Raw genomic sequence first — 24,825 nt, 5'->3', positions numbered from 1 at the left:
GGGCCGTGTGGTGGGTGGTCGTCTCACGGTGGATGTCCTCCTGGTCGGGGAGGATTCCACGATCCCGTGCCGGGCCGCCCGGGGAGTCGGGCGTCGCCCCGGCGTCGTGGCGCGGAAGCTCCGGTGACCACCGGGTGTCGCCGGCGGCCCGGAGTTGCTACGCGGTGGTGTCCCGCTCGATCGCGGCGAGCGGGATGGGCAGCCAGGTCGGACGGCTACGGGTCTCGTAGAGCACCTGGTAGACGGCCTTGTCCAGCTCGTAGGCCCGCAGCAGCGCGGCGTGCGCGCGCGGGTCCTCACCGGCGCGGGCGGCGTAGCCCGCGCAGAACGCGTCGCGGTTCGCGGCCGACCAGTCGTGAGCCAGGCGCGCCTCGGCGGTGTCCGAACCGAGACCTGCCTCGGGCGTGTCGGACCGGGTCAGCAGGTGGTGGAAGGCTGCGTAGTCGAAGGAGAACAGCATCCCGACGACGTCGCGCACCGCGGAGTCCGGCGCGCGCCGCTCCTGCGGGGAGGCGGCGGGCTCGCCCTCGAAGTCGATGATCAGCCAGCGGCCGTCCGGGCGGCGCAGGGTCTGGCCGAGGTGCAGGTCGCCGTGCACCCGCTGCACGACGACGGGCGCGCCCAGCGCGGCCACCTCGTCGTAGACGGCGCGGATGGCGGGCACGTGCGGGGCGAGCACGGGCACCTGGTCGGCGATCTCGGTGCACCGCCGGGTCCAGTACGCCGCCAGCTCACGCGGGTCGGCCTCGCTGGTCCCGAGCTCGGCCCGCAGCGCGACGTGCACGTCGGCGAGTGCCTCGCCGAGCGCGCGGGCCTCGCCGGTGAAGTCGACCCGGTCGCGCACGGCCGCGGTGGCCCGTTCCCACCCGTCGTGGGAGCCGGCGGCGAACTCCTGCAGCAGCGCGAAGGTGGCGGGCGCACCGTCGAGGACGCCCTCGATCCCGCCCTGCAGCGCCGCGACCGAGGTCGACCCGGCCGCGCGCAGCGCCCGGTGCAGCTCCAGGTCGGGGTTCAGGCCCGGCGACAGGCGCCGGTAGACCTTGAGGATGGAGCGCTCGCCCCAGCGGACCGAGGTGTTGGACTGCTCGGCGTCGACGACGCGGCCGGTCTCGGACAGCGGCAGGACGGCGCCCGGCTCGGGGACGAACGACAGGTCGCCGACGGTCGCGCCCTCGGCGACCAGCCGCAGCAGCAGCGCGGTGACGGCCGGGTCGTGCAGGCCGTCGTAGAGGACCTGCCCGTCGTGGTCGCCGATCGGTGCGGCCCCCACCGGGGCGTGCGGGGCACGGGCCAGCAGCAGCTGGTAGTGCCGGTCCGGGCCGTCGGCGAAGGACACGGCGAGGACCAGCACCTCGAGCCGGGTGACGCCCTCCGCGGTGGGCAGCGGGTGCCGTGCCGCGACGGCGACGCCGGTCAGCGGGCGCCCCTTCTCGGCGAACCAGCGACGCCCGGGCAGCCAGTCGCGCAACAGCCCCGGGAGCGTCGTCAGGTCCTCGGATGCTCCGCTCGGCCGCACGCGTCGTCCCCCTCCTGCCGGGCCGTCCGCCCGGCGTGTGACACCCACCGCGGACGTCTCGGGGGACCGCCCGCACCACGTCGGAGCACCGGGCGGAGCCCCCCGGGCCCGCAGGTGAAAACCCTAACCGGGACAGGCCGACCCGGCCGGGTCAGGACGTCGGGTGGGCGGTACTGTCCGTGTCGGATCGACCACCCGTTGGTCACGGGCGGTGATCGCGCTTCCGTCCGGCATCCCCGTGCCCGGAAACCCATACTGGACGTGGTGCCCGCGGGTACCCCGCGACGGTGCGCACGCGCCCGCGTGCGGATCTCCGTCGCAGGGCGCACCGTGGGCCCGACGTGCCCAGTACCTGCCCTGACCTGCCCCCAGAGCGACCGGAGGACCGGCGGCGTGACCGAGCGAGAGTCGAAGGCCGACATCCCCCCGACGATCCCGGAGACCCAGGCCCGGATCACCCCGGCCGATCCGCTCGCCGCCGTCGAACCGGTGCCCGCCGAGGCCGAACACGTCCCGGAGCCACCGGACGTGAACTTCGTCGAGTACTACCACGAAGCACGCCCGCGCACGCTGCGTCACCGGGCCCGGGTGCGGTCCACGGTGCGGCGCCGCTCGGTGGCCCAGGACGGGCCGGCGTCGGGGGAGAACCCGGTCTACGTGTTGTGGCTGCTGTCCCAGTCGATGCTCGGCCACGCCGACGAGCTGGCCCGCCAGTTCTCCGGGCAGGGCTCGATGTGGCAGAACCCCTACGCCAGCCCCGGGCCGCGACACGCGGTCGAGACGGCGTCGGTGTGGTTCACCGCCTACCCGATCTCGCTGATCACCGCCTCGGGCGAGTCGTTCCTGGCCGCCCTCGGCGACGAGGAGCTGTGGCAGGCGTTCGAGACGATCGGCATCGAGGGCGTCCACACCGGGCCGGTGAAGAAGGCGGGCGGGCTCTCGGGCTGGCAGCCCACCCCGAGCGTCGACGGCCACTTCGACCGCATCTCCAACGAGCTCGACCCGGCTTTCGGCACCGAGGAGGAGTTCCGCGCGATGTGCGCGACCGCCACCTGGCACGGCGGCACGATCATCGACGACATCGTCCCCGGCCACACCGGCAAGGGCCCGGACTTCCGGCTCGCCGAGCTCGCCTACGGCGACTACCCGGGCATCTACCACATGGTCGAGATCGAACCGTCCGACTGGGGGATGCTGCCCGACGTGCCGCCGGGGAAGGACTCGGCCAACCTCGACGCCGCGACCGAGGAGGCGCTGGAGAAGGCCGGTTACATCGTCGGCCGGCTGCAGCGGGTCATCTTCTACCGCGAGGGCGTGAAGGAGACCAACTGGTCGGCGACCGGTGAGGTCACCGGCGTCGACGGCGTCGTACGGCGCTGGGTGTACCTGCACTACTTCAAGGACGGCCAGCCGTCGGTCAACTGGCTGGACCCGACCTTCGCGGGCATGCGGATGGTCATCGGCGACGCCCTGCACTCGCTGGCCGACCTCGGGTCGGGTGCGCTGCGCCTGGACGCGAACGGCTTCCTCGGCGTGGAGAAGGCGGGCTCCGGCAACCCCGGCTGGTCCGAGGGCCACCCGCTGTCCGAGGCCGCGAACCACCTCATCGCGAGCATGGTCCGCAAGGTCGGCGGGTTCACCTTCCAGGAGCTGAACCTGACCGTCGACGACATCAAGGTCACCTCCGAGGCGGGCGCGGACCTGTCCTACGACTTCATCAACCGCCCCGCCTACCACCACGCGCTCGCGACCTCGGACACCGAGTTCCTGCGGCTGACCCTGCGCACCGCGCTGGACCTGGGCATCGACCCGGCGTCGCTGGTGCACGCGCTGCAGAACCACGACGAGCTGACCTACGAGCTCGTGCACTGGACCGCGGGGCACACCGAGGAGCTGTTCCACTTCCGCGGTGAGGAGATGCGCGGCGGGGACCTGGCCGACACGATCCGCCGCGACCTGTGCGACGTGCTCACCGGGCCGGACGCGCCCTACAACCTGATCTTCACGACCAACGGGATCGCCTGCACCACCGCGACCGTCATCGCCGCGTCGCTCGGCATCTCCGCGCTCGACGACATCGGGCCCGACGACGTCGAGCGCATCCGGCGGGTTCACCTGCTGCTGGTCATGTTCAACGCCTTCCAGCCCGGGGTCTTCGCGCTGTCGGGCTGGGACCTGCTCGGGATGCTGACGCTGCCGCCGGAGTCGGTCTCGGACCTGCTGAACTCCGGGGACACCCGGTGGATCTCGCGGCCCGCGCACGACCTGATGGGACGCCGGCCGGGTGCCGAGCGGTCCTCGTCGGGCATGCCCCGCGGGCGCAGCCTCTACGGGTCGCTGCCCGACCAGCTGGCCGACGAGACGAGCTTCGTCCGCCAGATGCAGGCCATCCTGGCCGTGCGCAAGCGCTCCGGGGTGGCGACGGCCCGCCAGGTCGACGTGCCGGACGTGTCGCACCGCGGCCTGCTGGTGATGGTGCACCTGCTCGACGACGACCGGACCAGCGTGACCGTCCTGAACTTCGCCGACGAGCAGGTGGACGCGTTCGTCCGGTCCGAGCACCTGGCGCCGGGCGCGACGGTCACCGACCTGTTCTCCGGCGAGGACCTGGGGGTCGTCGACGACCTGAACGGGTTCCGGATCGGGATGTCGCCGTTCCGGGCGACCGCCGTCGTCCTGGAGCCCCCGGCCGAGGACGCGGGAGCCGCCTGAGCCCTACCGCATGAACGGGCCCCTCGTACGAGGGGCCCGTTCACGCGACGAGGGGTTGGGGCTCAGAGCAGCGGGGCCTGCGCCGGCAGCGCGATCACGTGCGCGACGTGGTCGGTCGGGACCAGCCGCACGAAGTTGTACTCGCCCCAGCGGTAGGTCTCGCCCGACACCTCGTCGTGCACCTCGACGACGTCGGTGTAGCGCAGCCCCAGCGCCGGCATGTCCAGCTTCAGGGTGCCCTGCTGCGGCGCGTGCGAGTCCAGCGTGCACACCACCAGCACCTGGTCGCCGGTGGACGGGTCCAGCTTGGAGAACGCGATGATGTTGGTGTTGTCCACCTCGTGGAAGTGGATCTCGCGCAGCTGCTGGAGCGCCGGGTGGGCGCGGCGGATCTCGTTGAGCCGGGTCAGGTACGGCTCCAGCGAGCGGCCCTGGTTCAGGGCGGACTCGAAGTCCCGCGGACGCAGCTCGTACTTCTCCGAGTCCAGGTACTCCTCGCTGCCCGGCTTGACCGGGGTGCCCTCGTACAGCTCGAAGCCGGAGTAGACGCCCCAGGTGGGCGCCATCGTCGCGGCCAGGGTCGCCCGGATCGCGAACATCGCCGGGCCACCGGTCTGCAGCGACTCGTGGAGGATGTCCGGGGTGTTGGTGAACAGGTTGGGGCGGCACTCGTCGGCGTGCTCGGCGTGCATCGTCGCGAAGTCGGCGAGCTCCTCGGCCTCGGTCCGCCACGTGAAGTACGTGTAGGACTGGGTGAAGCCCAGCCGCGCCAGCCCGAACAGCCGGGCCGGGCGGGTGAACGCCTCGGCCAGGAACAGCACCTCCGGGTGGGTCCGCTTGACCTCCCAGATCAGCCAGTGCCAGAAGTTCGGCGGCTTGGTGTGCGGGTTGTCGACCCGGAAGATCTTCACCCCGTGCTCGACCCACTTCAGCACCACGCGCAGGCACTCGGCGTAGATGCCGGCCGGGTCGCGGTCGAAGTTGAGCGGATAGATGTCCTGGTAGCGCTTCGGCGGGTTCTCCGCGTAGGCGATCGTCCCGTCCGGGCGCACGGTGAACCACTCCGGGTGCTCGGTGACCCAGGGGTGGTCGGGCGCGCACTGCAGCGCCAGGTCGAGCGCGACCTCCATGCCGAGCTCGTTCGCCCGCGCGACGAACGCGTCGAAGTCGTCGAAGTCGCCCAGCTCCGGGTCGATCGCGTCGTGCCCGCCCGCGGCCGAGCCGATCGCCCACGGGGAGCCGACGTCGCCCGGCTCGGCGTGGGTGGAGTTGTTGCGGCCCTTGCGGTGCACCGTGCCGACCGGGTGGATCGGCGGCAGGTAGACGACGTCGAAGCCCATCCGCGCGACGCGGTCGAGCTCCTTCGACGACGTCGCGAACGTGCCGTGCACCGGGCGGCCGGTCTCGTCGCGGCCGCCGGTGGAGCGGGGGAAGAACTCGTACCAGGACCCGTACAGCGCACGGGGCCGGTCGACGAAGATCGTCCGCTCCGGGCCGCGGGTGATGAGCTCCCGGACGGGGCGCTCGGTCATGATCGCGACGACGGCGTCGAACAGGGCCGGGGCGACCCGCGCGCGCAGCGGCAGCGCGGTGTCCCGCAGCGTGTTCGCGGCGCCGAGCAGCAGGTCGCGGTTCTCGGACTCGGCCGGGCGACGCCCGACCCTGGCGAGCAGCCGCGCGCCGATCTCGAGGTCGTTGGCCAGCTCCTCGGCCGTCTGGCCCGCGGCGATCTTCTTCTCCACCGCCGAGCGCCAGGTCGCCCACGGGTCGCTCCACGCGTCGACGCGGAAGGTCCAGCGACCCTCGGCGTCGGGGCGGACCCAGGCCACGAAGCGGTCGGTGCCCACCCCGTCGGGCTGCATCCGCACGTACTGCGCGTCCCCCGGCGTCCCGTCGGCCGACAGCGGGGTGAACACGACGTTCGCCGCGACGGCGTCGTGTCCCTCCCGCCACACGGTCGCCCGGATCGGGACGACCTCACCGACCACGGCCTTCGCCGGGTCTCCGCTCTGCACGAACGGGGTCACGTCGTCGATTCCGAGCCGACCGGTCATCGGCTGCACCCCCAGGAAATTGTCACCGTCGGTAGAAGTCCCCACCAGAGTCGAGACGGCCAGTCTGACGCCGCCACGTCACCTGTCGCCACACCCGCGGGACCATCGGCGTGAACGGATCGGAACGGATGTGGACGGAACCGATTCGACGTGCACGGACCCACCGATCCCGCGGCAGTGCGACCCTACCGGTGAGACCCCGTCCCGGCCGGGCGGGACGCCGCGTGCGTGTCGGTGTTCCCGGCTACCCTCGCGGCCGTGAGAGCCCTCCGCCGTTTCACCGTCCGTGCCCAGCTCCCCGCTCCGCTCGCGCCGCTGCAGACACTGGCGACGAACCTGCGGTGGACCTGGCACGCGCCGACCCGGGACCTGTTCGCCTCCCTCGACCCCGACGCGTGGGACGCCTGCGGCCACGACCCGGTCCGCCTGCTGGGTGAGATCCCCACCGCGCGGCTGGCCGAGCTCGCCGCGGACGAGGCGGTCGCCGCCGAGGTCGCCGAGCGGGCCGCGGAGCTGGAGACCTACCTGTCCGAGCCGCGCTGGTACGCCGAGGCCGGCGCGGACAGGCCGTCGGCGGTCGCGTACTTCTCGATGGAGTTCGGCGTCTCGGAGGTGCTGCCGAACTACTCCGGCGGGCTCGGCGTGCTCGCCGGTGACCACCTCAAGGCCGCCTCCGACCTGGGCGTCCCGCTCGTCGCGGTGGGGCTGCTGTACCGGTCGGGGTACTTCCGCCAGTCGCTGTCGCTCGACGGCTGGCAGCTCGAGCACTATCCGGCGATCGACCCGCAGGGGCTGCCGCTGCAGCTGCTCACCGACCCCTCCGGCGCGCCGGAGCTCGTCGAGGTCGCGATGCCGGGGGACCGCACGCTGCACGCGCGGATCTGGCAGGCCGCGGTCGGGCGGGTCCCGCTGCTGCTGCTCGACACCGACATCGCCGAGAACGCCGCGGAGAGCTCCGACGCCGGTGGCGGGGCGGACCTGCGCGGGGTGACCGACCGGCTCTACGGCGGCGACCAGAACCACCGCATCCAGCAGGAGATCCTGATCGGCGTCGGCGGGGTCCGTGCGGTCCGCGCGTTCTGCCGGCTCACCGGGCACCCGACGCCGGAGGTGTTCCACACCAACGAGGGGCACGCCGGGTTCCTCGGCTGTGAGCGGATCCGCGAGCTGTGCACCGGCTCGGCCGTGACGTCGAACGGCGCGGGCCCCGCGACGGCGTCGGCGTCGTCCGGCGGGCTGGACTTCGACGAGGCGCTCGCCGCCGTCCGTGCGGGCACGGTGTTCACCACCCACACCCCGGTGCCCGCGGGCATCGACCGGTTCGGCCTGGACCTCGTGCGGCACTACCTCACTGACCGGCTGCTGCCGGGCCTGCCGACCGACCGGCTCCTCGCGCTGGGCGCCGAGGAGGATCCCGAGACGTTCAACATGGCGCACATGGGCCTGCGCCTGGCCCAGCGGGCGAACGGCGTCTCGCGGCTGCACGGCAGCGTCTCCCGGGAGATGTTCGGCGGGCTGTGGGCCGGGTTCGACCGCGACGAGGTGCCGATCGGCTCGGTCACCAACGGCGTGCACGGTCCCACCTGGGAGGCCCACCAGGTCACCGAGATGCTCGGCGAGCCGGGCAGCAGCGCCGCCGACGTGTCCGACGCCGAGGTCTGGGGGCTGCGCAACACGCTGCGGTCCCGGCTGGTCGACGAGGTCCGTCGCCGGGTCCGCGCCGCCTGGCTGGAGCGGGGCGCCTCCGAGCCGGAGCTGGGCTGGACCGACCACGTTTTCGACCGCGACGTGCTCACCGTCGGCTTCGCCCGCCGGGTCCCCACCTACAAGCGGCTCACCCTGATGCTGCGCGACGCCGACCGGCTCCGCAGCCTGCTGCTCGACCCGCAGCAGCCGGTGCAGCTCGTCGTCGCGGGGAAGTCGCACCCCGCCGACGACGGCGGCAAGGCGCTCATCCAGCAGATCGTGCGCTTCGCCGACGACGCCGGCGTGCGCCACCGCATCGTGTTCCTGCCCGACTACGACATGTCGATGGCGCGCTACCTCTACTGGGGCTGCGACGTCTGGCTGAACAACCCGCTGCGCCCGCTGGAGGCCTGCGGCACCTCGGGCATGAAGTCCGCGCTCAACGGCGGGCTGAACCTGTCCATCCGCGACGGCTGGTGGGACGAGTTCTACGACGGCGCCAACGGCTGGGCGATCCCCACCGCGGACGGCGTCGAGGACCCGACCCGGCGCGACGACCTCGAGGCGAACGCACTCTACGAGCTCATCGCCACCCAGGTCGGCCCGGCGTTCTACGACCGCGTCGACGGCGTCCCGCACCGCTGGGTCGAGATGGTCCGCCACACCCTCACCACCCTGCGGCCGAAGGTGCAGGCCACCCGGATGGTGCGGGAGTACGTGCAGGACTGGTACACCCCGGCCGCCCGCGCCGCTGCCGACGCGGCCGCGTCGGACTACGCCGTCGCCCGCGACATCGCGCTGTTCCGGGCCCGGCTGGACAAGGCGTGGAACCACGTCCGGATCACCGGCGTCGACGCGTCCGGGCTGCCCGACACCCCGGTCGTCGGGTCGCCGATGACGGTCCGGGCGGGGGTGGACCTGGCCGGGCTGGACCCGTCGGACGTGACGGTCGAGGCCGTCGTCGGGCGGGTCGACACCTCCGACGAGCTGGCGGACCCGGTGACCGTCGCGATGCAGCACCGCGGTGACGGGTCCTGGGAGGTCGCCGTGCCGCTGCCGCACGCGGGGCTCACCGGGTACACGGTGCGGGTGCTGCCGCACCACGCGCACCTGGCGTCGTCGGTCGAGCTGGGGCGGATCGTCCTGGCGGGCTGAGCCCGGCGGGTCCGTCCCCGGCGGCGGACCCGCTCAGCGGGCGGAGGTCGTCCGGTCGTGTCGAGGGCGGTCGTGCTCAGGAACCACAGACGTCGAGTGGGGGATGAGCGCCCGCCACCTCGCCGTGCCGCGGGACGTACACCTCAGCCGCCGCAGCACCCGCTGCCGCAGCAGCCCCCGCCGCCACCGGCCGGCGCCATCGCGGGCCGGGGCGCGGCACCGGACCGGTCGCCGAGCGCGATCGTCGACAGCAGCTTCACGGTGTCCGCGTGCCCGTGCGGGCAGTCCGCCGGGTCCGACGACGCGGCCATCGGCCGTTCGACCTCGAACGTCGTGCTGCACTCGCGGCAGCGGAACTCGTAGCGCGGCATGCGCGGAGCCTACGCCGCGGGCCGCGCCGCTCCCAGCCCTCGCGGTGAGGGTGCGGTGGTCAGCGGCTCCGCAGCAGGCGCACCGAGCGGGGCGGCAGGACGATCGTCGCGCCCGCGTCGACCGGCGCGGTGTCGGCGGGGGTGCCGTCGGGCGTCGTGGAGTCCAGTACCGGGTCGAAGCCGTGTTCGGCGGGCAGCACGCAGTCGACGGGCTCCTCCCCGGCGTGCAGGGCCAGCAGCCAGTAGTCGGCCAGCAGTACGACCAGAGTGCGGCGGCCCCCGTCGTGCCAGTCTCCGGGCTCCATCGGGCGCCCGGACGGGTCCCACCAGAGGACCTCGCCGTCGACGTAGAACTGGTCGCGGTGCAGCACCGGCGACTCCCGGCGCAGCGCGGCGACGCGTCCGGTGAACGCCTCCATCGCGGTGGTCTCGTCGGTGGTGGTCCAGTCGACCCAGGACGTCTCGTCGTCGCGGCAGTAGGCGTTGTTGTTGCCGCCCTGGGTCCGCCAGCGCTCGTCGCCGCCGGTGATCATCGGCGTGCCGATCGACAGCAGCAGCGTCGCCATCATCGCCCGGGCGGTGGCGATGCGGGCGGCGCGGACGCCCGCGTCGTCGGTCTCGCCCTCGACGCCGTGGTTCTGCGAGCGGTTGTCGTCGGTGCCGTCGCGGTTGTCCTCGCCGTTGCCCTCGTTGTGCTTGCGCTCGTAGGAGAGGAGGTCGCGCAGGGTGAAGCCGTCGTGCGCGGTCACGAAGTTCACCGAGGCCCACGGGCGGCGTCCGGACAGCTGGTAGATGTCGGAGCTGCCGGTCAGCCGCGACGCCAGCTCGGCGACGCCGCCGTGGCCGCGCCAGAAGTCGCGCACCGCGTCGCGGTAGCGGCCGTTCCACTCCGACCAGGCGACGCCGAACCCGCCGACCCGGTAGCCCTCGCCGGTGGCGTCCCACGGCTCGGCGATCAGCTTGGTCGTCGACAGCGTCGGGTCCTGCGCGATCGCGGTGAGCAGCGCCGAGTCCGGGGAGAACGGCCCCGACCGCGGCCGGCCGAGCACCGAGGCGAGGTCGATCCGGAACCCGTCGACGCCGTAGGCGTGCACCCAGTGCCGCATGGCGTCGCAGACGAGCCGGATCACCGTGGGGGAGCCGGCGTCGAGGGTGTTGCCGGTGCCGGTGATGTCGGCGTCGTGCCCGGACCCGCCGAGCGAGTAGTAGGCCGGCGCGTCGAGGCCGCGGTAGGACAGCGTGGTGCCGCCGACCCCGCCCTCGCAGGTGTGGTTGGGGACGACGTCGAGGATGACCTCGATCCCGGCCGCGTGCAGGGTGTCGACGAGGTAGCGGAACTCCGCGACCTCGTTGCCGGGGTCGCTGGCATAGCCCGCGTGCGGGGCGAGGAACCCGAGCGTCGCGTAGCCCCAGTAGTTCGACGCGCCCCGCTCCAGCAGCGACGGTTCCGGCGCGTTCGCCTGCACCGGCAGCAGCTCGACGGCCGTCACCCCGGTCCGCTGCAGCTGCGCGATCACCGCGGGGTGCGCCAGGCCGAGGTAGGTGCCACGGTGGGCCTCGGGCACCTCCGGGTGCAGCCGGGTCCAGCCGCGCACGTGGATCTCCGAGATCACCGTCTCCGACCACGGCACGTCCGGCCGGGACGGGCGCGGCGCGAGGTCGGTCGAGGTGACGACCGACAGCGGCACCGAGCCGAGCGAGTCGACGGTGCTGGGCCGCCCCGACATCGGGTCGCCGTCCCACCCGCGGGCGGCGACGAGGTCGGTGACGGTGCCGGTGATCCGCGCCGCATAGGGGTCGACGAGGATCTTGTTCGGGTTCGCACGCAGACCGTGGAACGGCCGGTACTCACCGTGCACCCGGTAGCCGTAGCGCTGGCCGGGGCGCACACCGGGGACGTGGCCGTGCCACACGCCGAAGGTGTGCTCGCGCAGCTCCACCCGGCGCTCGGTGAGCTCCTCGCCGTCGGTGTCGGAGCCGTCGACCAGGCAGACCTCGACGGTCTCGGCGCTGGTGGTGGCGACCGCGAAGCGGGTCCCGTGGTCGTCGGGGTGGGCACCGAGGGGGAAGACAGGCACGATCGGCCAGGATAGGGGGGTGACTTCGCCCCGAACCCCCGCCGCGCCCGGTGTCACAGAGATCGACGACGAGGATCTGGTCGTCGGTATGGACGCCGCCACCGTCCGTCGTGGTGACACCGTGCTCCTCGACGCCGTCGACTGGCGGGTCGAGCTCGACGAGCGCTGGGTCGTGCTCGGCCCCAACGGCGCCGGCAAGACCACCCTGCTGCGCCTGGCCGGTGCCGAGCTGCACCCGACCTCGGGCACCGTCTTCGTGCTCGGCGAGCGGATGGGCCGGGTCAACGTGTTCGAGCTCCGCACCCGGATCGGCCTCACCTCGGCCAACCTGGGTGTGCGCATCCCGGGCGACGAGATCGTCTCCGACGTCGTCGTCTCCGCCGGGTACGGCGTGCTCGGTCGCTGGCGCGAGGAGTACGAGAACGACGACACCGGCCGGGCCCGGCAGCTGCTGGACCAGCTCGGGATGGGCCCGCTGGCCGGGCGCGCCTACGGCACGCTGTCCGAGGGCGAGCGCAAGCGCACCCTGATCGCCCGCGCGCTGATGACCGACCCGGAGCTGCTGCTGCTCGACGAGCCCGCCGCCGGGCTGGACCTCGGGGGCCGCGAGGACCTCGTCACCCGGCTCGCCGATCTCGCCGACGACCCGTACGCCCCGGCGTCGGTGCTGGTCACCCACCACGTCGAGGAGATCCCGCCGAACTACAGCCACGGTCTGCTGCTGCGCGAGGGGCGTGTCGTCGCCGCGGGGCTCCTGGACGAGGTCATGACCTCCGAGCCGCTGTCGGAGACGTTCGGGCTGCCGCTGACCGTCGAGCGTCGTGGCAACGGACGGTTCACCGCCTACCGGCGCGACTGACCCCCCGCGACGCGGGCAGTGGGGGAGGCGCCGGTTGGCGAGGGATCTTCCTCGGGATGGGCCGTTCGGCGTCTTCCCGAGGTACCTCCGGGCCGGTCGCGCGCGATGGTCGTGGTCAGCTGCGGGCCGGAGAACCCGGCCGGCACGACGACCGGACGGAAGGTGCACCGATGTCGGCTCCCCGACGCGACGACCCCACGCGGCCCCAGCGCCGCACTGCGGCCCCTCGGCAGTCACTGGTCGTGGGACTGACCGCGCTCACCGCCGTCGGGGTGTTCGGGGCGGCCGTCGCCGGTGCACCGGCCGGGGAGACCGGCGACTCCACCGAGGAGTGGGCCGCCTGGGCAGCGGGACAGCGGAACGAGGCGCTGCAGCCGGACGACGCGGAGATCCGGGCGTCGCGCGATGCCGCTCCGGAGTCCGCGCCGGAGCCCGCTCCGACCCCGTCGGCCGCGGCGGAGCCGAAGCTGCCCTCGCTCGACGGCGTCGGTGTCGACGAGCCGGAGGTCGTGGCCCCCGAGACGCTGCTGCCCGCGGTGCCGTCGGCGCCGTCCGTGCTCGGCCCGGTCGTGGCGTCCGCACCGGTGGCCGCCGCGCCCGTCGCGCTGCCGGTCCCCGTGGCGTCGGCTCCGGTCTCGCTGCCAGCGCCGGCAGCACCCGTGCGCGAGGTCGTGACGCCGGTGGCCGAGTCGGCCGGAGAGGCCACCGACACCGTGGCCGCGTCCGCCGGAGACGCCACCGACACCGTGGGCGGGGCCGTCGCGACGACGCTCGACCGGCCCGTGGAGTCCGTGGACTCCGCCGCCACCCCCGTCACGTCCCTCGTCGCCGCTGAGCGGCCGTCCGAGGCGTCCGGTTCCGCGACGTCCGAGGGGGCCGCGGACGTGCCGACCGGTTCCGCCCGGCAGGCGGAGGTCGCCGAGGCCCTCACCGCGTTGGGCGTGCTGCCCGAGCCCGCTGCCCCGGCGGAGAGCGGCTCGCCGCAGCAGACGGAGGAGCCCGTGGCCGAGGGCACACAGCAGGCCGCACCGGTCCAGTCCGACCCGGCACAGCCCGCTCCCGAGCAGCCCGCACCGTCACAGCCTGCACCGGCACAGCCCGCACCGGCGCAATCCGCTCCGGAACAGCCCGTTCTCGCGCAGCCCGCACCGTCGTCGAGCGATCCCGCGCCGGAGGAGGGGACACCCGCCGCGGAGGGCACGCCGCAGTCCGCTCCGGTGGCCGCCGCACCCGAGGAGGTCTCGGAGCGGGAGGCGCTCTCGCTCGCCGACCAGTGGATCGCGCGGATGTCGGCCGGGGCGACCGAGCGCGGGCGGTTGTCCGAGCTGGTCGCGCAGGCGCCGTCCCGCGGGGCCGCCGTCGCCGGTCGGTCGGAGCGCGCGCCCGGTGTCGACGGCGCGTCCGCCCGGACCCCCACCGGCTCCGCCGCGGACGACGCGACGCCGACCCGGACCGCCGCGGAGGTGGCCACCCAGGACGCGGCCGGCCCGGCCGGGGTCGCCCTCCCGCGTGCCGGGGAGGGGACCGACCGCGCTATCGAGCAGCAGGCGGTCGAGTTCATGCTGGCCCAGCAGCAGGCCGCCCAGCAGCAGGCCGCCCAGCAGCAGGCCGCCCAGCAGCAGGCCGCCCAGCAGCAGGCCGCCCAGCAGCAGGCCGCCCAGCAGCAGGCCGCCGAGCGAGAGGCAGCCGAGCAGAAGGCGGCCGAGCAGAAGGCGGCCGAGCAGAAGGCGGCCGAGCAGAAGGCCGCTGAGCAGAAGGCCGCTGAGCAGAAGGCCGCCGAGCAGAAGGCCGCCGAGCGGAAGGCCGCGGAGCGCAGGGCCGCCGCGCAGGAGGCGGCCGAGCAGCGGGCAGCCGAGCAGCGGGCAGCCGAACGGCAGGCGGCCGAGGAGCGTGCCGCGCGGCAGCAGGCCGAGGAGCAGCAGGCCTCGGAGCAGTGCTCCACCGACGCGTCGTCGCTGTCGGTCTCGGTGAAGCAGAACGACGAGGGCAAGGTGACGGCCGTCCGCATCTCCGGATTCGACGAGCACTGCTCGGGCCGTACCGCTCACGTCACCGTGAGCACCGACGACGGCGGCACGTCCGCGACGAAGACGATCAGCGGTTCCTCGGTGACCGTGTCCCTGGACGAGCCGGTCGACCCCTCGTCGGTGAGGTCGACCGAGGTGTCGGTCGGCTGAGGACGGAGGCCGGACTGTGCAGGACCGGACGGCGCAGGACCCGGCGACGGGCGATGCCACCGACGAGTGGGTGCCCGTCGACTGGACGGTGACCTGGGACGCGGGGCGCCCGAGCGGGTCCACCGGAGGAGCCGGACAGGTCTCCGGCCCGGCTCCCGGGGCCGGTCCGGAGACGGATCCGCCGGTCCAGCCACCCCCTGCCCCGTCGTCGGCGCCGGACCTCCTCCCGCCCCCGGGCCGCGATTCCGCCGACATCGGTGCGCCGGTCCGCGACTCTGCCGACATCGGTGCGCCGGTCCGGGACACCACGACGACGGCCGGGTCCCCCGGGCCGCAGGCGGGAGCCGGGGACGCGGCCGATCCGGAGACCCGTGCCCTGCGGGTGACGCCGCAGGCGGCTCCGCCGAGGTCCCCCGAGCGGACGGGAAGTGCGACCGGGGAGACCGCGACCCCCGCGACCCCCGCGACCCCCGCGACCCCCGCGACCCCCGCGACGACGGCGATCCCGGTGGTCACCGGCCCCACCACCCCCTCCGGCGGGAGCACCACCCCACCGGTGGGGACCGGCTCCGCGACCGGTCCGGTGCCCCGTGACGGGGCCGACCGGCGGACACCGCCACGCGGTCGGGCGCATCCGTCGTCCCGGCCGACCGCCGCGTCGACGGACGGACCGCCGCCCGGCCCGAGGCGGCCGCGCTCGGTCCCGCAGCACCCGGACACGCCGCCGCGGCCGCGACGGCCCGCGCCGCCCGCCGGGACGAGGCCCGCACCGGTCCCGCTGCCGGTCGAGCACGCCGGTCCGGTCCGGCCCGTCGCGCCGAACGCCCCGATCCGCTACGCCGGGGACCAGCCGATGCACGGCTGGCGTCGCGGCGTCTACGCCGTCACCGCGGGCCGCTACAACCCCGGGCCGTCCCCGGCGCAGCTCGCCCGGCAGGACCTCATCCAGCAGATCCGTCGACCGCTGGCCGGGGTCCGCAGGATCGCGGTCGCCTCGATCAAGGGCGGCGTCGGCAAGACGACCGTCTCGGCGTTGCTGGGGCTGGTGCTGGCGGAGAACCGCGGCGACCGGATCGTCGCCCTCGACGCCAACCCCGACGCGGGCACCCTGGCGGACCGGCTCACCGGCGACACCTCCGCGACGGTCCGGGAGCTGCTCGCGGGCGCCGCGCACGCGTCGTCGGTCCACGATCTCGACCGCTTCAGCAGCCTGGCCGGACGCCTGCGGGTCATCGCCTCGGAGCAGGATCCGGCGGCGGGGGAGTCGTTCAGCCGGGAGGAGTACGAGGCGGTCTGCGGGCTGATCGGCCGGTTCGCCAACGTGCTCGTCACCGACTCGGGCACCGGGCTGGTGCACTCGGCGATGGAGGGGACGCTGACGCTGGCCGACGCGCTCGTCGTCGTGGGGACCCCGACCGTGGACGGGGCGACGCGGGCGTCGAGGACCCTGGACTGGCTCCACGGGCACGGGTTCTCCGCGCTCGCCGAGCAGGCGGTCGTCGTGCTCTCCCAGGACCGGTGGAGCCGGGAGATCGACCGGGACGTGGTCCGCAGGCACTTCGAGTCGCGTGTCCGCGCCGTCGTGGAGCTGCCGTTCGACCAGCACCTCGCGCACGGTGGCCGGATCGACCTGGCCCGGCTGGCGCCGGCCACCGTCGACGCGGTCCTCCTGCTCGCCGCCCGGATCACCGACGGTTTCGAGGGCTGAGCACCGGCCGTCGACGGGGGAAACCCCTGTGTTCGGTGGCCGCGCGACGCACGGAGGCACACCGCGGGACCGGCCTGGCCATGATCGACGGTGGATCGGGTCCGTCCCGCCGGGGGCGGTGCGCGCGTGCCCGAGGAGAGCGAGGTGGGACCGGTGACCGACGCCCGGGCCGAGTCCGTCGTGGACCCCCTGGTCGCAACCCTGGTCGGGCCGCACGTCCTGATCGCCGACGGGACCGAGGCGTCCCGGGAGCGCGGGTTCCTGTCCGGCCTGGGCCCGTCGGGGCCGCCGCTCGTCATGCTGGTCGGGACGGCCTACCGCCGGTCGGGCCTCGCGGCGGAGCTCCTCGGGCTGCTGCGCGAGGTGATGTCCGGCCCCGCGGGTGCCGACGGCGAGCTGTGGCTCGCGGTCACCGACATCGCCGCCCTGGGTGCCAGGCTGCAACAGGTCGTCGACGCCACCGGTGTCGCGCTCGTCGCCCCGTCGGGGGCCATGCGTTTCTCCGTCGGGTCCGGCATCCTCACCGGCCCCACGGTCGGCGGCGCGGGATGGGTGCGTTTCGCACCGGGGGTGGCCCCGCAGGCGCACGGCACCCGCTTCCCGCGCCCGGACTGGGAGGGCGCGCTGCCCGACGAGCCCACGGTCGTCGAGGGCGCGGCCGTCGAGCCGGTGCCCGCCGGCCTCGCGGTCCGCGGCCTCCCCGCGCCGGAGGAGGGCCCCGGGGACGACGACGTGGCGCTGCGTGCCGTTCTCGACCGACGTTTCGTGCAGCTGCTCGTCGGCGGCGCCGGTGCCGTCCCGTCGCCGGAGGCGGTCGCCGCCGCCGCGCGGACGATCACCTCCGACGGCCCCGTCCTGGTCGCGCCGCTCACCCCCGCAGCGCTCACCGACGGGTTCCCGGCGGCCCTGGGGGAGGCGCTCGGCACCGACTTCGCCCTGGGTACCGGTGTCGCGCTGCGGACGTCGTCGGGGGTGGAGACCTTCGCCGTCGAACCCGGGCGGGAGACCCGGATGCGTCCCTTCCCGACGGTGCTGCGCCAACGCCTCGACGGGGGGCAGGAGGTGCTGTCGGTCGGCCTCCCACCCGCCGGGTGGACCGCGCGGGGCTGCGGCTACGTCCGTGGCGACGCCGTCGCCACGGTCGTCCCCTCGGGCCTGGTCCTCGGTGCCGGGGACGCCGGGCCGGCGCCGGCCGATCCCCACGACCCGACGGTCTGGACCCTCCACCTCGGCCACGACGGCGAGCCCGTCGGGGCGGAGCTCCTCGCCGCCGCTCGGTCGCTCGTCGACTCCCTCGACGACGAGCGCCGCGCCCGCCACCGGGTCCGGCTCCGCGGGGTCTGGGCCACCCCGGAGGACGCCGACCGCGCCGTCTCCCTCGGCCTGCTGCCCCGGCCGGCCCCGGCGAGCTGGGACACCACCGTGCCCGACCTGCGGGTCGAGTCGGCCGGCCGCCCGATGCCCGTCCCGGCCGTCGCGGAACCGTCCACCCCCGGCGGCCACCCGACCCTCGGTGACACACCGCAGCCGTCGGAGGCCGGCGACGGCGCGACCGGCGGTGCGGCCCCGCCCCCGGCCGACGACGTCGTGCCCACGGGACCCGCCGCCGACGTCGGGCCGACCGGCCCCGTCACCGGGAACCACGCCGCCGACGGTCCCGGTGCCGGGGACACGGCCCCCGCGGCCACGACCGGGCCCGCCGACCGGGCCGGGCCACCCGAGCTGCCACCGCTCGTCGTCGAGGACCGGCCCAGCACGGGCAAGGAACGCGAACGGTTCGTCGCCGCCGCCGGGGACCAGTACACCGAGGCCCTGGCGACGGTCAACGCTGCGCTGGCGTCCTGGCCGTCGCTGCGCACCGGGGACGCGTCCGGTGTCAAGACCGACCTGGCCGCGGTGTGCCTGCACCTCGGCGACGGCGACCGTGGCGGAGGCGCCGTCAACGAGGGCGTCCGCGCCGGCCGCCGCGACCTGCCGGAGGGGCAGCTGGCCTGCCTGGTCTCCGGGCTGCGTCGCCTCCCGACGCACCGGCGCCCGGTGCTGCGCCAGGGGCAGGCGCCGCAACCGCCGTCGGACCACACCGTGGTGGGCGGGACGCTCGCCGAACCGGGTTTCCTCAGTGCCACCGGCGAGCTCGACGTGACCGTCCCCGACGCCGGGTACGACGTCCTCATCTGGCCGACCACGGCGCGCCGCACGAGCGAGCTCGTCGCGGGCCGCCCCGTCGCCGAGGTCGTCTTCCAGGCCGGTACGCGGTTCCGGACCATCGGCGTGCGGGATGCGCCCGCACCCCAGGACGTCGACGGCGGGCCGGTGGCCCCGCGCCTCGCCCTTCTCGTCCGAGAGCTCGGCGCGGACGAGGGCGAGGGCACCGGTGGCACCGAGGAGACCCGGATCGGCGAGCGCGACCAGGCGGCGCTGACCCGACTGGAGCGGGCCCTGGAGCGTCGCCGCCGGATGGTGCTGCGGACGGTGGAGGACCCGGATCTGGTCCGACGCCTCACCGTCCCGCTCCTCACGGTCGACGCGGGCGCGACCGGCGACTCGGCCGCCGCGTCGTGAGGTCGGCGAGGTCCCGCGCGGTCGGCCGGGCCGTGGCGCTCGGTGCGGCCGTGCTCGTCACGGCGCTGACCGCCCCACCGGCCCTCGCCGCGCCACCGGCCCTCGCCGCCCCGGCGGTACGGCCGGGCTGCCTGCCCCCGCCCACGGTGACCGAGCCGACCCTGCCCTGGGCCCAGCGCCAGCTCGCGCCGCAGCGGGTGTGGCCGGTGACCCGGGGTGCCGGAGTGGTCGTCGCCGTCGTCGACACCGGGGTCGACGCCCGGACCCCGCAGCTCGCGGGCGCACACGTCCTCCCGGGTGCCGACGTCGTGTCCGACGGCCCCGCCGACGACGACTGCTACGGCCACGGGACCTTCGTCGGCGGCATCATCGCCGCGCAGCCGGTCGCGGGCAGCGGGTTCGCCGGGATCGCCCCCGCCGCGACGCTGCTGCCGATCCGGGTCACGGTCCCGGGCCCGGACGGCGACGCCGGCCGAGTGACCGCCGCGTCCCTGGCCGCGGGCATCCGCCGGGCCGTGGACGAGGGCGCCCGCGTGATCAACGTGTCGGCCAGCACCAGCATCCCGGACGCCGGGCTCGCCGCGGCGGTGGCCCACGCCGCCGCCCGCGACGTCGTCGTGGTCGCCTCGGCCGCCAACGGGGCACGCACGGGCGATCCCGTCACCTACCCGGCCTCGTACCCGACGGTGATCGCGGTCGGTGCCGTCGACGCCGAGGGCGGGCGCGCCGACTTCTCCCAGACCGGCCCGTACCTGTCCCTGGTCGGCCCCGGCAGCGACGTCGTCAGCATCGGACCGGGTGGGCCCGGCCACTGGCAGGGCAGCGGCACCAGCTACGCGGCGCCGTTCGTGGCGGGCACCGCGGCCCTCGTCCGCGCCTACCGGCCCGACCTGCGTGCCGACCAGGTCAAACACCGGTTGGAGACGACCGCGACGCACCCCGCGGTCCCGCTCCCCGACCCGGCACTCGGCTGGGGCACGGTGAACCCGGTCGATGCCGTCACGGCCGTGCTGCCCGAGGAGGGAACGGGGCGGGAGGCCGCCGTCGTGGCTCCACCGGTCCGCGCACCCGAGCCGGTCGCCCCGTCGTGGGGGCCGCTGACGGCGCTGCTCAGTGTGCTCGCCGCCGCCGGTACGGCCGCGGTGGTCGTGCTGCTGGTCCGGCTGGGCCCTGCCGCGCGCCGTCGTCGGTGGGCCCCGCCCCGGCGCGTCGAGATCCGTGGACCCGCTCCGGCCGACGGTGGCGCGGGCGGTCCGGCGGACGACGGCGGTGTGCCGGAGCGGCCCGCCGGCATCCGGGCCGGATGAGCGGGTCCCGGGTCGTCCCGGGACGACGGGGGCCCCGGTGCGCGGTCGTCGACCGCGCACCGGGGCCCGTGCCGCGGCGGCGGTCAGTGCAGGGCGGCGTCCAGGTCGCGCGGCAGCGGCCGGGCCGGAGCGGCCAGGCCCGTCAGCGCGGCGGGGGAGAGCAGCTCGCCGACCTCGTCGGGGTCGAGCAGCCCCCGGGCCACCGCGATGTCGCCGACCGGACGGCCGGTGGCCAGGGACTCCTTGGCGATCTCCGCGCTGGTCGCGTAGCCGAGCGCGGGCGAGAGCGCGGTGACGATCCCGACCGACCCGCGCACCCCCTCCTCCAGGTGCTCACGGTTCGCGGTGATCCCGTCGACGCACCGGTCCGCCAGCGTCCGCGCCGCGGCCTCCAGGTGCGAGGCCGACCGGATCAGCCCGTAGACGATGATCGGCTCGAAGGCGTTGAGCTGCAGCTGCCCGCCCTCGGCGGCCATGGTGACGGTGAGGTCGTTGCCGATGACCTCGAACGCCACCTGGTTGACCATCTCGGGAATGACCGGGTTGACCTTCCCCGGCATGATCGACGATCCGGCCTGGGCCGGAGGCAGGTTGATCTCGGACAGGCCCACCGACGGGCCCGACGACGTCAGGCGCAGGTCGTTGCACACCTTCGAGAGCTTCACCGCGACCCGCTTCAGGACCCCGGAGACCTGGACGAACGCCCCGCAGTCCTGGGTGGCCTCGATCGGGTCGCCCGCCGGGACGACCTCCTTGCCGGTGATGTCGCGCAGGTGCGCGCAGGCCAGCCGTGCGTAGTCCGGGTGCCCGTTGATCCCGGTCCCGATCGCCGTGCCACCGAGGTTGCTCTCGAGCAGCAGCTCGGCGGCCTCGCGCAGCCGGAGGCAGTCCTCGCCCAGCATGGTGGTGTAGGTGCCGAACTCCTGGCCCAGCGTCATCGGGACCGCGTCCTGCAGCTGGGTCCGCCCCATCTTGACGATGTCGTGGAACTCCGCGGACTTGCGCGCGAACGCGGCCGCCAGGTGCTGCAGGGCGGCCATCAGCTCGTGCAGGTGGGACCCGATGGCGAGCCGGATCGCCGTCGGGTACACGTCGTTGGTCGACTGGCCCAGGTTGACGTGCGTCAGCGGGTCCAGCTCCGCGTAGTCACCCCGTCGGTGTCCGAGCAGCTCCAGGGCCCTGTTCGCGACGACCTCGTTCGCGTTCATGTTGGTCGAGGTCCCCGCGCCACCCTGGATCGGGTCGAGGGGGAACTGGTCGGCCAGCTCGCCCGCGCGCAGCTCCCGGCAGGCCGCGACGATCGCGTCGGCCCGGCGCCCGTCCAGCCGCCCGAGGTCCCGGTTGGCCAGGGCGGCCGCCTCCTTCACCGCGGCCAGTGCCTGCACCAGCCGCGGGAAACCCCCGATCGTCTCGCCGGTCACCGCGAAGTTGGCGACGGCCCGTGCCGTGTGCACCCCCCAGTACCGGTCCGCGGGCACCTCGACCGTGCCGAGGGAATCCCCCTCCGTACGCGTCATCGCGTTCATGGCTGCTCCCCACTCTTGACAACGACTGCCAGACTACTCAATGTTGGACGCGAAGTGCAAAGCCCAGAGTGCAATATATTGCATGCGAGCAGCAGCTAGGAGTCACAATGGCCGTGTCCCCGACGCCGTCGACGCCCCAGGAGCCACCGCCGCCACGAGCCGGCCGCGGCTCCGTGGCCGCACGCGTGCACTGGCGTTTCTGGCGCTACCCGATCGGTGTCCAGTCGCTGATCGCGGTCGCCCTCGGTGCGGCGGTCGGCTGGGCGTTCCCCGCGGTCGGCGAGGGTCTGAAGATCCTCGGTGACGCGTTCCTGAACGCGGTCCAGATGGTCGTCGTCCCCCTGGTGTTCCCGCTGATCGTGCTGGGCATCTCCCGGATGGAGTCGGTCAAGAAGGTCGGCCGCATCGCCGGCAAGTCGATCCTCTACTTCGAGATCGTCACCACGGTCATCCTGCTGCTGGCCGTCGGCCTGGCGAAGGCGTTCGACCTCGGCGTCGGCGCCCCGACCTCGGGTGGCGACGCGGCCGCGGTGGGCGACCTTCAGCAGGGCGTGGACTTCCACGAGCTGCTGCTGCACGCGATCCCGAAGAACGTGTTCCAGGCGTTCGCGGAGGGCAACCTGCTCGGCGTCATCGTGTTCGCGACGCTGGTGGGCATCGCCCTGGCCGCGCTCGGGGAGAAGGCCCGCCCGGTCAACGACGTCCTCGACTCCTTCGCCGGCGCCATGTTCAAGGTCGTCGGCTACGTCATCGCGTTCGCCCCGCTGGGCGTGCTCGGGTTCATCGCCTACGACGTCGCGCACTACGGCTTCGGCAACCTGGTGAGCCTGCTCGGCTTCGTCGGAGTGGTCTACCTGGGGCTGATCCTCGTCCTCGGCGTGATCTTCCCGATCATCGCGGCGATCTACGGCGTGCGCTACGTCGCGATGCTGCGCTCGATCGGCGACCTGGCCGGGCTGGCGTTCGTCACCCGCAGCTCGGAGGCGGTCCTGGCCCCGCTGCTGGGTCGTCTCGAGCAGTTCGGCGTGAGCCGCTCGACCTCGTCGTTCGTGGTCCCCCTGGGCTACTCCTTCAACACCGACGGCTCGGTGCTCTACCAGGCCGTCGCCCTCGTGTTCATCGCCAACGCCTTCGGTCTCGACACCTCCTGGGGCAGCCTGCTGCTGATGGTCGGGGTGCTCGTCGTGCTGTCCAAGGGCATGGCCGGGGTCGCCTCGGCGTCGGTGGTCGTGCTGCTCGCCGCGAGCACGACGATCGGGCTGCCGCCCGAGGGCGTGGCGCTCCTGCTCGGCGTCGACTTCATCGTCGACATGGCCCGTACCGGGGTGAACGTCGTCGGCAACTCGCTGGCGGCGGCGGTCATCGACCGGTCGGAGATCCGGGGGGCCCGGCGGCGCGGTGAGCCGCTGCCCGCCGACCTCGACGCGGCCGCTGCCGCCGACGCCGCTGCTGCTGCCGACCCCGCCGACCACGCCGGCGGTGCCGGGACCGAGGCGGCCGCGGGTGCCGGGGACGGGCGTCCGGTGCGCACCGCGCCGGTCACCGCGGACCGTACCGGGGCGCCCGCCCCGGACGAGCGGGTCGACGCCACGCAGGGATCGCAGGGCTGATGATCGCGCCGGAACGCACCCCGCACGCGACCGGGCCGGTCGCGGCGCGGGTCCCGACCGGGCCCGTCGCACCGGATGCCCCGGTGATCGGGATCCTGGGCGGCATGGGCCCCGCGGCCACCGCGGACTTCTACGCCAAGCTCGTGGACGCGACCCCCGCGGTCCGGGACCAGGAGCACCGCCGGGTCGTCATCTGGTCCGACCCGACGGTGCCCGACCGCACCGAGAGCCTGCAGGGGCGCGGGCCGGACCCCCTGCCCTGGCTGCGCGCGGGCGCGGAGAAGCTGCAGGAGGCCGGGGCGACGCACATCGCCATCCCCTGCAACACCGCCCACGCGTTCGTTCCGGAGCTGCTGCGCTACGTCGACGTCCCGGTCGTGCACATGATCGACGAGGTCGCCCGACACCTCGCCGGCGCGGCGCCGCCGGTCCGGTGCGCGGGCCTGCTCGCGACCGACGGGACCGTCGGCACCGGGCTCTACCAGGACTGGTTGCACCGCAGGGGGGTCGAGGTGATCGTGCCCGACGCCCGCGACCAGCAGGCCGTGATGACAGCGATCCTGTCGATCAAGGCCGGTCGTCGCGGTGCGACCGAGACCGCGGTCCTGGCCGCGGTCGCCGACCGGCTCGCCCGGGCCGGTGCGGAGGCGGTCGTGGCCGGGTGCACGGAGATCCCGTTGTGCCTGGCCACGACCGATGTCACGGTGCCGCTGCTGGACCCGGCACGGATCCTGGCCCGGGCGATGGTCGCGTTGACCGCACCGATTTAACGTGTCGTTGATATATCGTGTGCTGCATGCAGATCGCTCCCGTCCCGCGCCGCCTGCTCAGTGACGAGGTGTTCGCGCGTCTGCGCGACGCCATCGTCCGGTTCGAGCTGCTGCCGGGGGAGAAGGTCCGTGACACCGAGCTCGCGGAGCGGTTCGGCCTGAGCCGGACCCCGGTGCGGGAGGCGCTCAACCGGTTGGCGGACACCGGGCTGGTCGAGGCCAAGCCCGGTGTCTACACCCGGATCACCCCGCTGGACCGGACCGATGCCGAGCGCGCGCTGGCGGTGCTGCGGGCGCTGGACACCCTCGCCGTCGGCACCGCGGTGCCCCGGATGACCGCGGCCGACCTGGAGGAGATGCGCGCGGCCAACCGCGACTTCGAGCGTGCGGTGGTCTCCGACGACACCGACGCCGCCCTGGAGGCCGACGACCGCTTCCACGGCGTGCCGCTGCGCGTCGCCGACAACCCGACGCTGACCCGGATCGTCGAGCAGCTGCACCCGCAGATCCACCGGATCCTCTACCGCAAGTTCTCCACGCTGCTGGGCGGTCGCAACACGATCGAGCACCACGACGCGTTCGTGGACCTCTGCGCCACCGGCGACGGCGCGGCCGCCGCGGCCTCGTCGGGGCAGCACTGGGAGCGGCTCGGCGGGCACATCACGGAGCTGTTCGCGACCAACCAGCTCGGCTGACCCGGTGCCGGCGCGGTACCCGCCGCGCCGGCACCGCGC

General features: G+C 74.5%; 15 protein-coding genes. 10 read left to right on the top strand and 5 right to left on the bottom strand.

Annotation, left to right across the window (positions count from 1 at the left end):
- Nucleotides 1-157: 157 nt before the first annotated feature.
- Nucleotides 158-1,516: an aminoglycoside phosphotransferase gene (locus Ae505Ps2_RS01195; RefSeq protein WP_249265200.1), complete on the bottom strand. Its 1,359-nt coding sequence runs from the start codon at nucleotides 1,514-1,516 to the stop codon at nucleotides 158-160.
- A gap of 393 nt (nucleotides 1,517-1,909) precedes the next feature.
- On the opposite strand from Ae505Ps2_RS01195, the gene treS reads away from it, so the two are divergent.
- Entirely contained in the window at nucleotides 1,910-4,228 is a 2,319-nt protein-coding gene (gene treS, locus Ae505Ps2_RS01190) for a maltose alpha-D-glucosyltransferase (RefSeq protein ID WP_249265199.1), read from the top strand.
- A 62-nt stretch (nucleotides 4,229-4,290) separates the two neighbouring features.
- Here the strand turns inward: treS and Ae505Ps2_RS01185 are convergent, their stop codons facing one another.
- The gene (locus tag Ae505Ps2_RS01185; protein WP_075312885.1) at nucleotides 4,291-6,282 is read right to left on the bottom strand and encodes an alpha-1,4-glucan--maltose-1-phosphate maltosyltransferase; all 1,992 of its coding nucleotides are present in this window, start codon (nucleotides 6,280-6,282) and stop codon (nucleotides 4,291-4,293) included.
- A gap of 258 nt (nucleotides 6,283-6,540) precedes the next feature.
- Here Ae505Ps2_RS01185 and glgP point away from each other — a divergent pair, with 258 nt between their 5' ends.
- Nucleotides 6,541-9,123, top strand: a complete 2,583-nt coding sequence (gene glgP / locus Ae505Ps2_RS01180; RefSeq protein WP_075334337.1) for an alpha-glucan family phosphorylase — start codon at nucleotides 6,541-6,543, stop codon at nucleotides 9,121-9,123.
- A 143-nt stretch (nucleotides 9,124-9,266) separates the two neighbouring features.
- Here glgP and Ae505Ps2_RS01175 read toward each other — a convergent pair whose 3' ends face one another.
- On the bottom strand, nucleotides 9,267-9,494 hold the full coding sequence (locus Ae505Ps2_RS01175) for a zinc ribbon domain-containing protein (RefSeq protein WP_075553344.1): 228 nt from the start codon (nucleotides 9,492-9,494) through the stop codon (nucleotides 9,267-9,269).
- A 59-nt stretch (nucleotides 9,495-9,553) separates the two neighbouring features.
- Nucleotides 9,554-11,572, bottom strand: a complete 2,019-nt coding sequence (gene glgX, locus Ae505Ps2_RS01170; protein WP_075553343.1) for a glycogen debranching protein GlgX — start codon at nucleotides 11,570-11,572, stop codon at nucleotides 9,554-9,556.
- An 88-nt stretch (nucleotides 11,573-11,660) separates the two neighbouring features.
- On the opposite strand from glgX, the gene Ae505Ps2_RS01165 reads away from it, so the two are divergent.
- The 5 genes from Ae505Ps2_RS01165 to mycP all read left to right on the top strand — a co-directional run bounded on the left by Ae505Ps2_RS01165 (nucleotide 11,661) and on the right by mycP (nucleotide 20,185).
- A complete protein-coding gene (locus Ae505Ps2_RS01165; protein ID WP_083695224.1) occupies nucleotides 11,661-12,431 on the top strand; it encodes an ABC transporter ATP-binding protein in 771 nt (256 codons plus the stop codon).
- A 170-nt stretch (nucleotides 12,432-12,601) separates the two neighbouring features.
- Nucleotides 12,602-14,608 (top strand): hypothetical protein, encoded by a 2,007-nt coding sequence (locus Ae505Ps2_RS30105; RefSeq protein ID WP_139320112.1) that lies wholly within the window; start codon nucleotides 12,602-12,604, stop codon nucleotides 14,606-14,608.
- 16 nt (nucleotides 14,609-14,624) lie between these two features.
- Nucleotides 14,625-16,316, top strand: a complete 1,692-nt coding sequence (locus Ae505Ps2_RS33000; RefSeq protein ID WP_249265198.1) for a MinD/ParA family protein — start codon at nucleotides 14,625-14,627, stop codon at nucleotides 16,314-16,316.
- A gap of 153 nt (nucleotides 16,317-16,469) precedes the next feature.
- Nucleotides 16,470-18,878, top strand: a complete 2,409-nt coding sequence (locus Ae505Ps2_RS01150) for a hypothetical protein (protein WP_139320110.1) — start codon at nucleotides 16,470-16,472, stop codon at nucleotides 18,876-18,878.
- 32 nt (nucleotides 18,879-18,910) lie between these two features.
- Complete coding sequence (gene mycP / locus Ae505Ps2_RS01145) at nucleotides 18,911-20,185, top strand: type VII secretion-associated serine protease mycosin (RefSeq protein WP_075553341.1); 1,275 nt, start codon at nucleotides 18,911-18,913, stop codon at nucleotides 20,183-20,185.
- Between the two features lie 83 nt (nucleotides 20,186-20,268).
- On the opposite strand, the gene Ae505Ps2_RS01140 is transcribed toward mycP, so the two are convergent.
- Nucleotides 20,269-21,702 (bottom strand): aspartate ammonia-lyase, encoded by a 1,434-nt coding sequence (locus Ae505Ps2_RS01140; RefSeq protein ID WP_198932337.1) that lies wholly within the window; start codon nucleotides 21,700-21,702, stop codon nucleotides 20,269-20,271.
- Between the two features lie 116 nt (nucleotides 21,703-21,818).
- Here Ae505Ps2_RS01140 and Ae505Ps2_RS01135 point away from each other — a divergent pair, with 116 nt between their 5' ends.
- The 3 genes from Ae505Ps2_RS01135 to Ae505Ps2_RS01125 are packed head-to-tail and all read left to right on the top strand — an operon-like array spanning nucleotide 21,819 to nucleotide 24,786.
- A complete protein-coding gene (locus Ae505Ps2_RS01135) occupies nucleotides 21,819-23,321 on the top strand; it encodes a dicarboxylate/amino acid:cation symporter (RefSeq protein WP_083695219.1) in 1,503 nt (500 codons plus the stop codon).
- Nucleotides 23,321-24,091 (top strand): amino acid racemase, encoded by a 771-nt coding sequence (locus tag Ae505Ps2_RS01130; protein WP_075333811.1) that lies wholly within the window; start codon nucleotides 23,321-23,323, stop codon nucleotides 24,089-24,091. Before Ae505Ps2_RS01135 ends, Ae505Ps2_RS01130 begins: the two co-directional genes overlap by 1 nt.
- Before the next feature lie 26 nt (nucleotides 24,092-24,117).
- Entirely contained in the window at nucleotides 24,118-24,786 is a 669-nt protein-coding gene (locus tag Ae505Ps2_RS01125; protein ID WP_020624679.1) for a GntR family transcriptional regulator, read from the top strand.
- The last annotated feature ends 39 nt before the right edge of the window (nucleotides 24,787-24,825 follow it).

This window comes from Pseudonocardia sp. Ae505_Ps2 (assembly GCF_001932425.1).
Classification (GTDB): Bacteria; Actinomycetota; Actinomycetes; order Mycobacteriales; family Pseudonocardiaceae; genus Pseudonocardia.
Note: the sequence above shows the minus strand (reverse complement) of the source record. Positions and strands in the feature narration are given on the sequence as shown.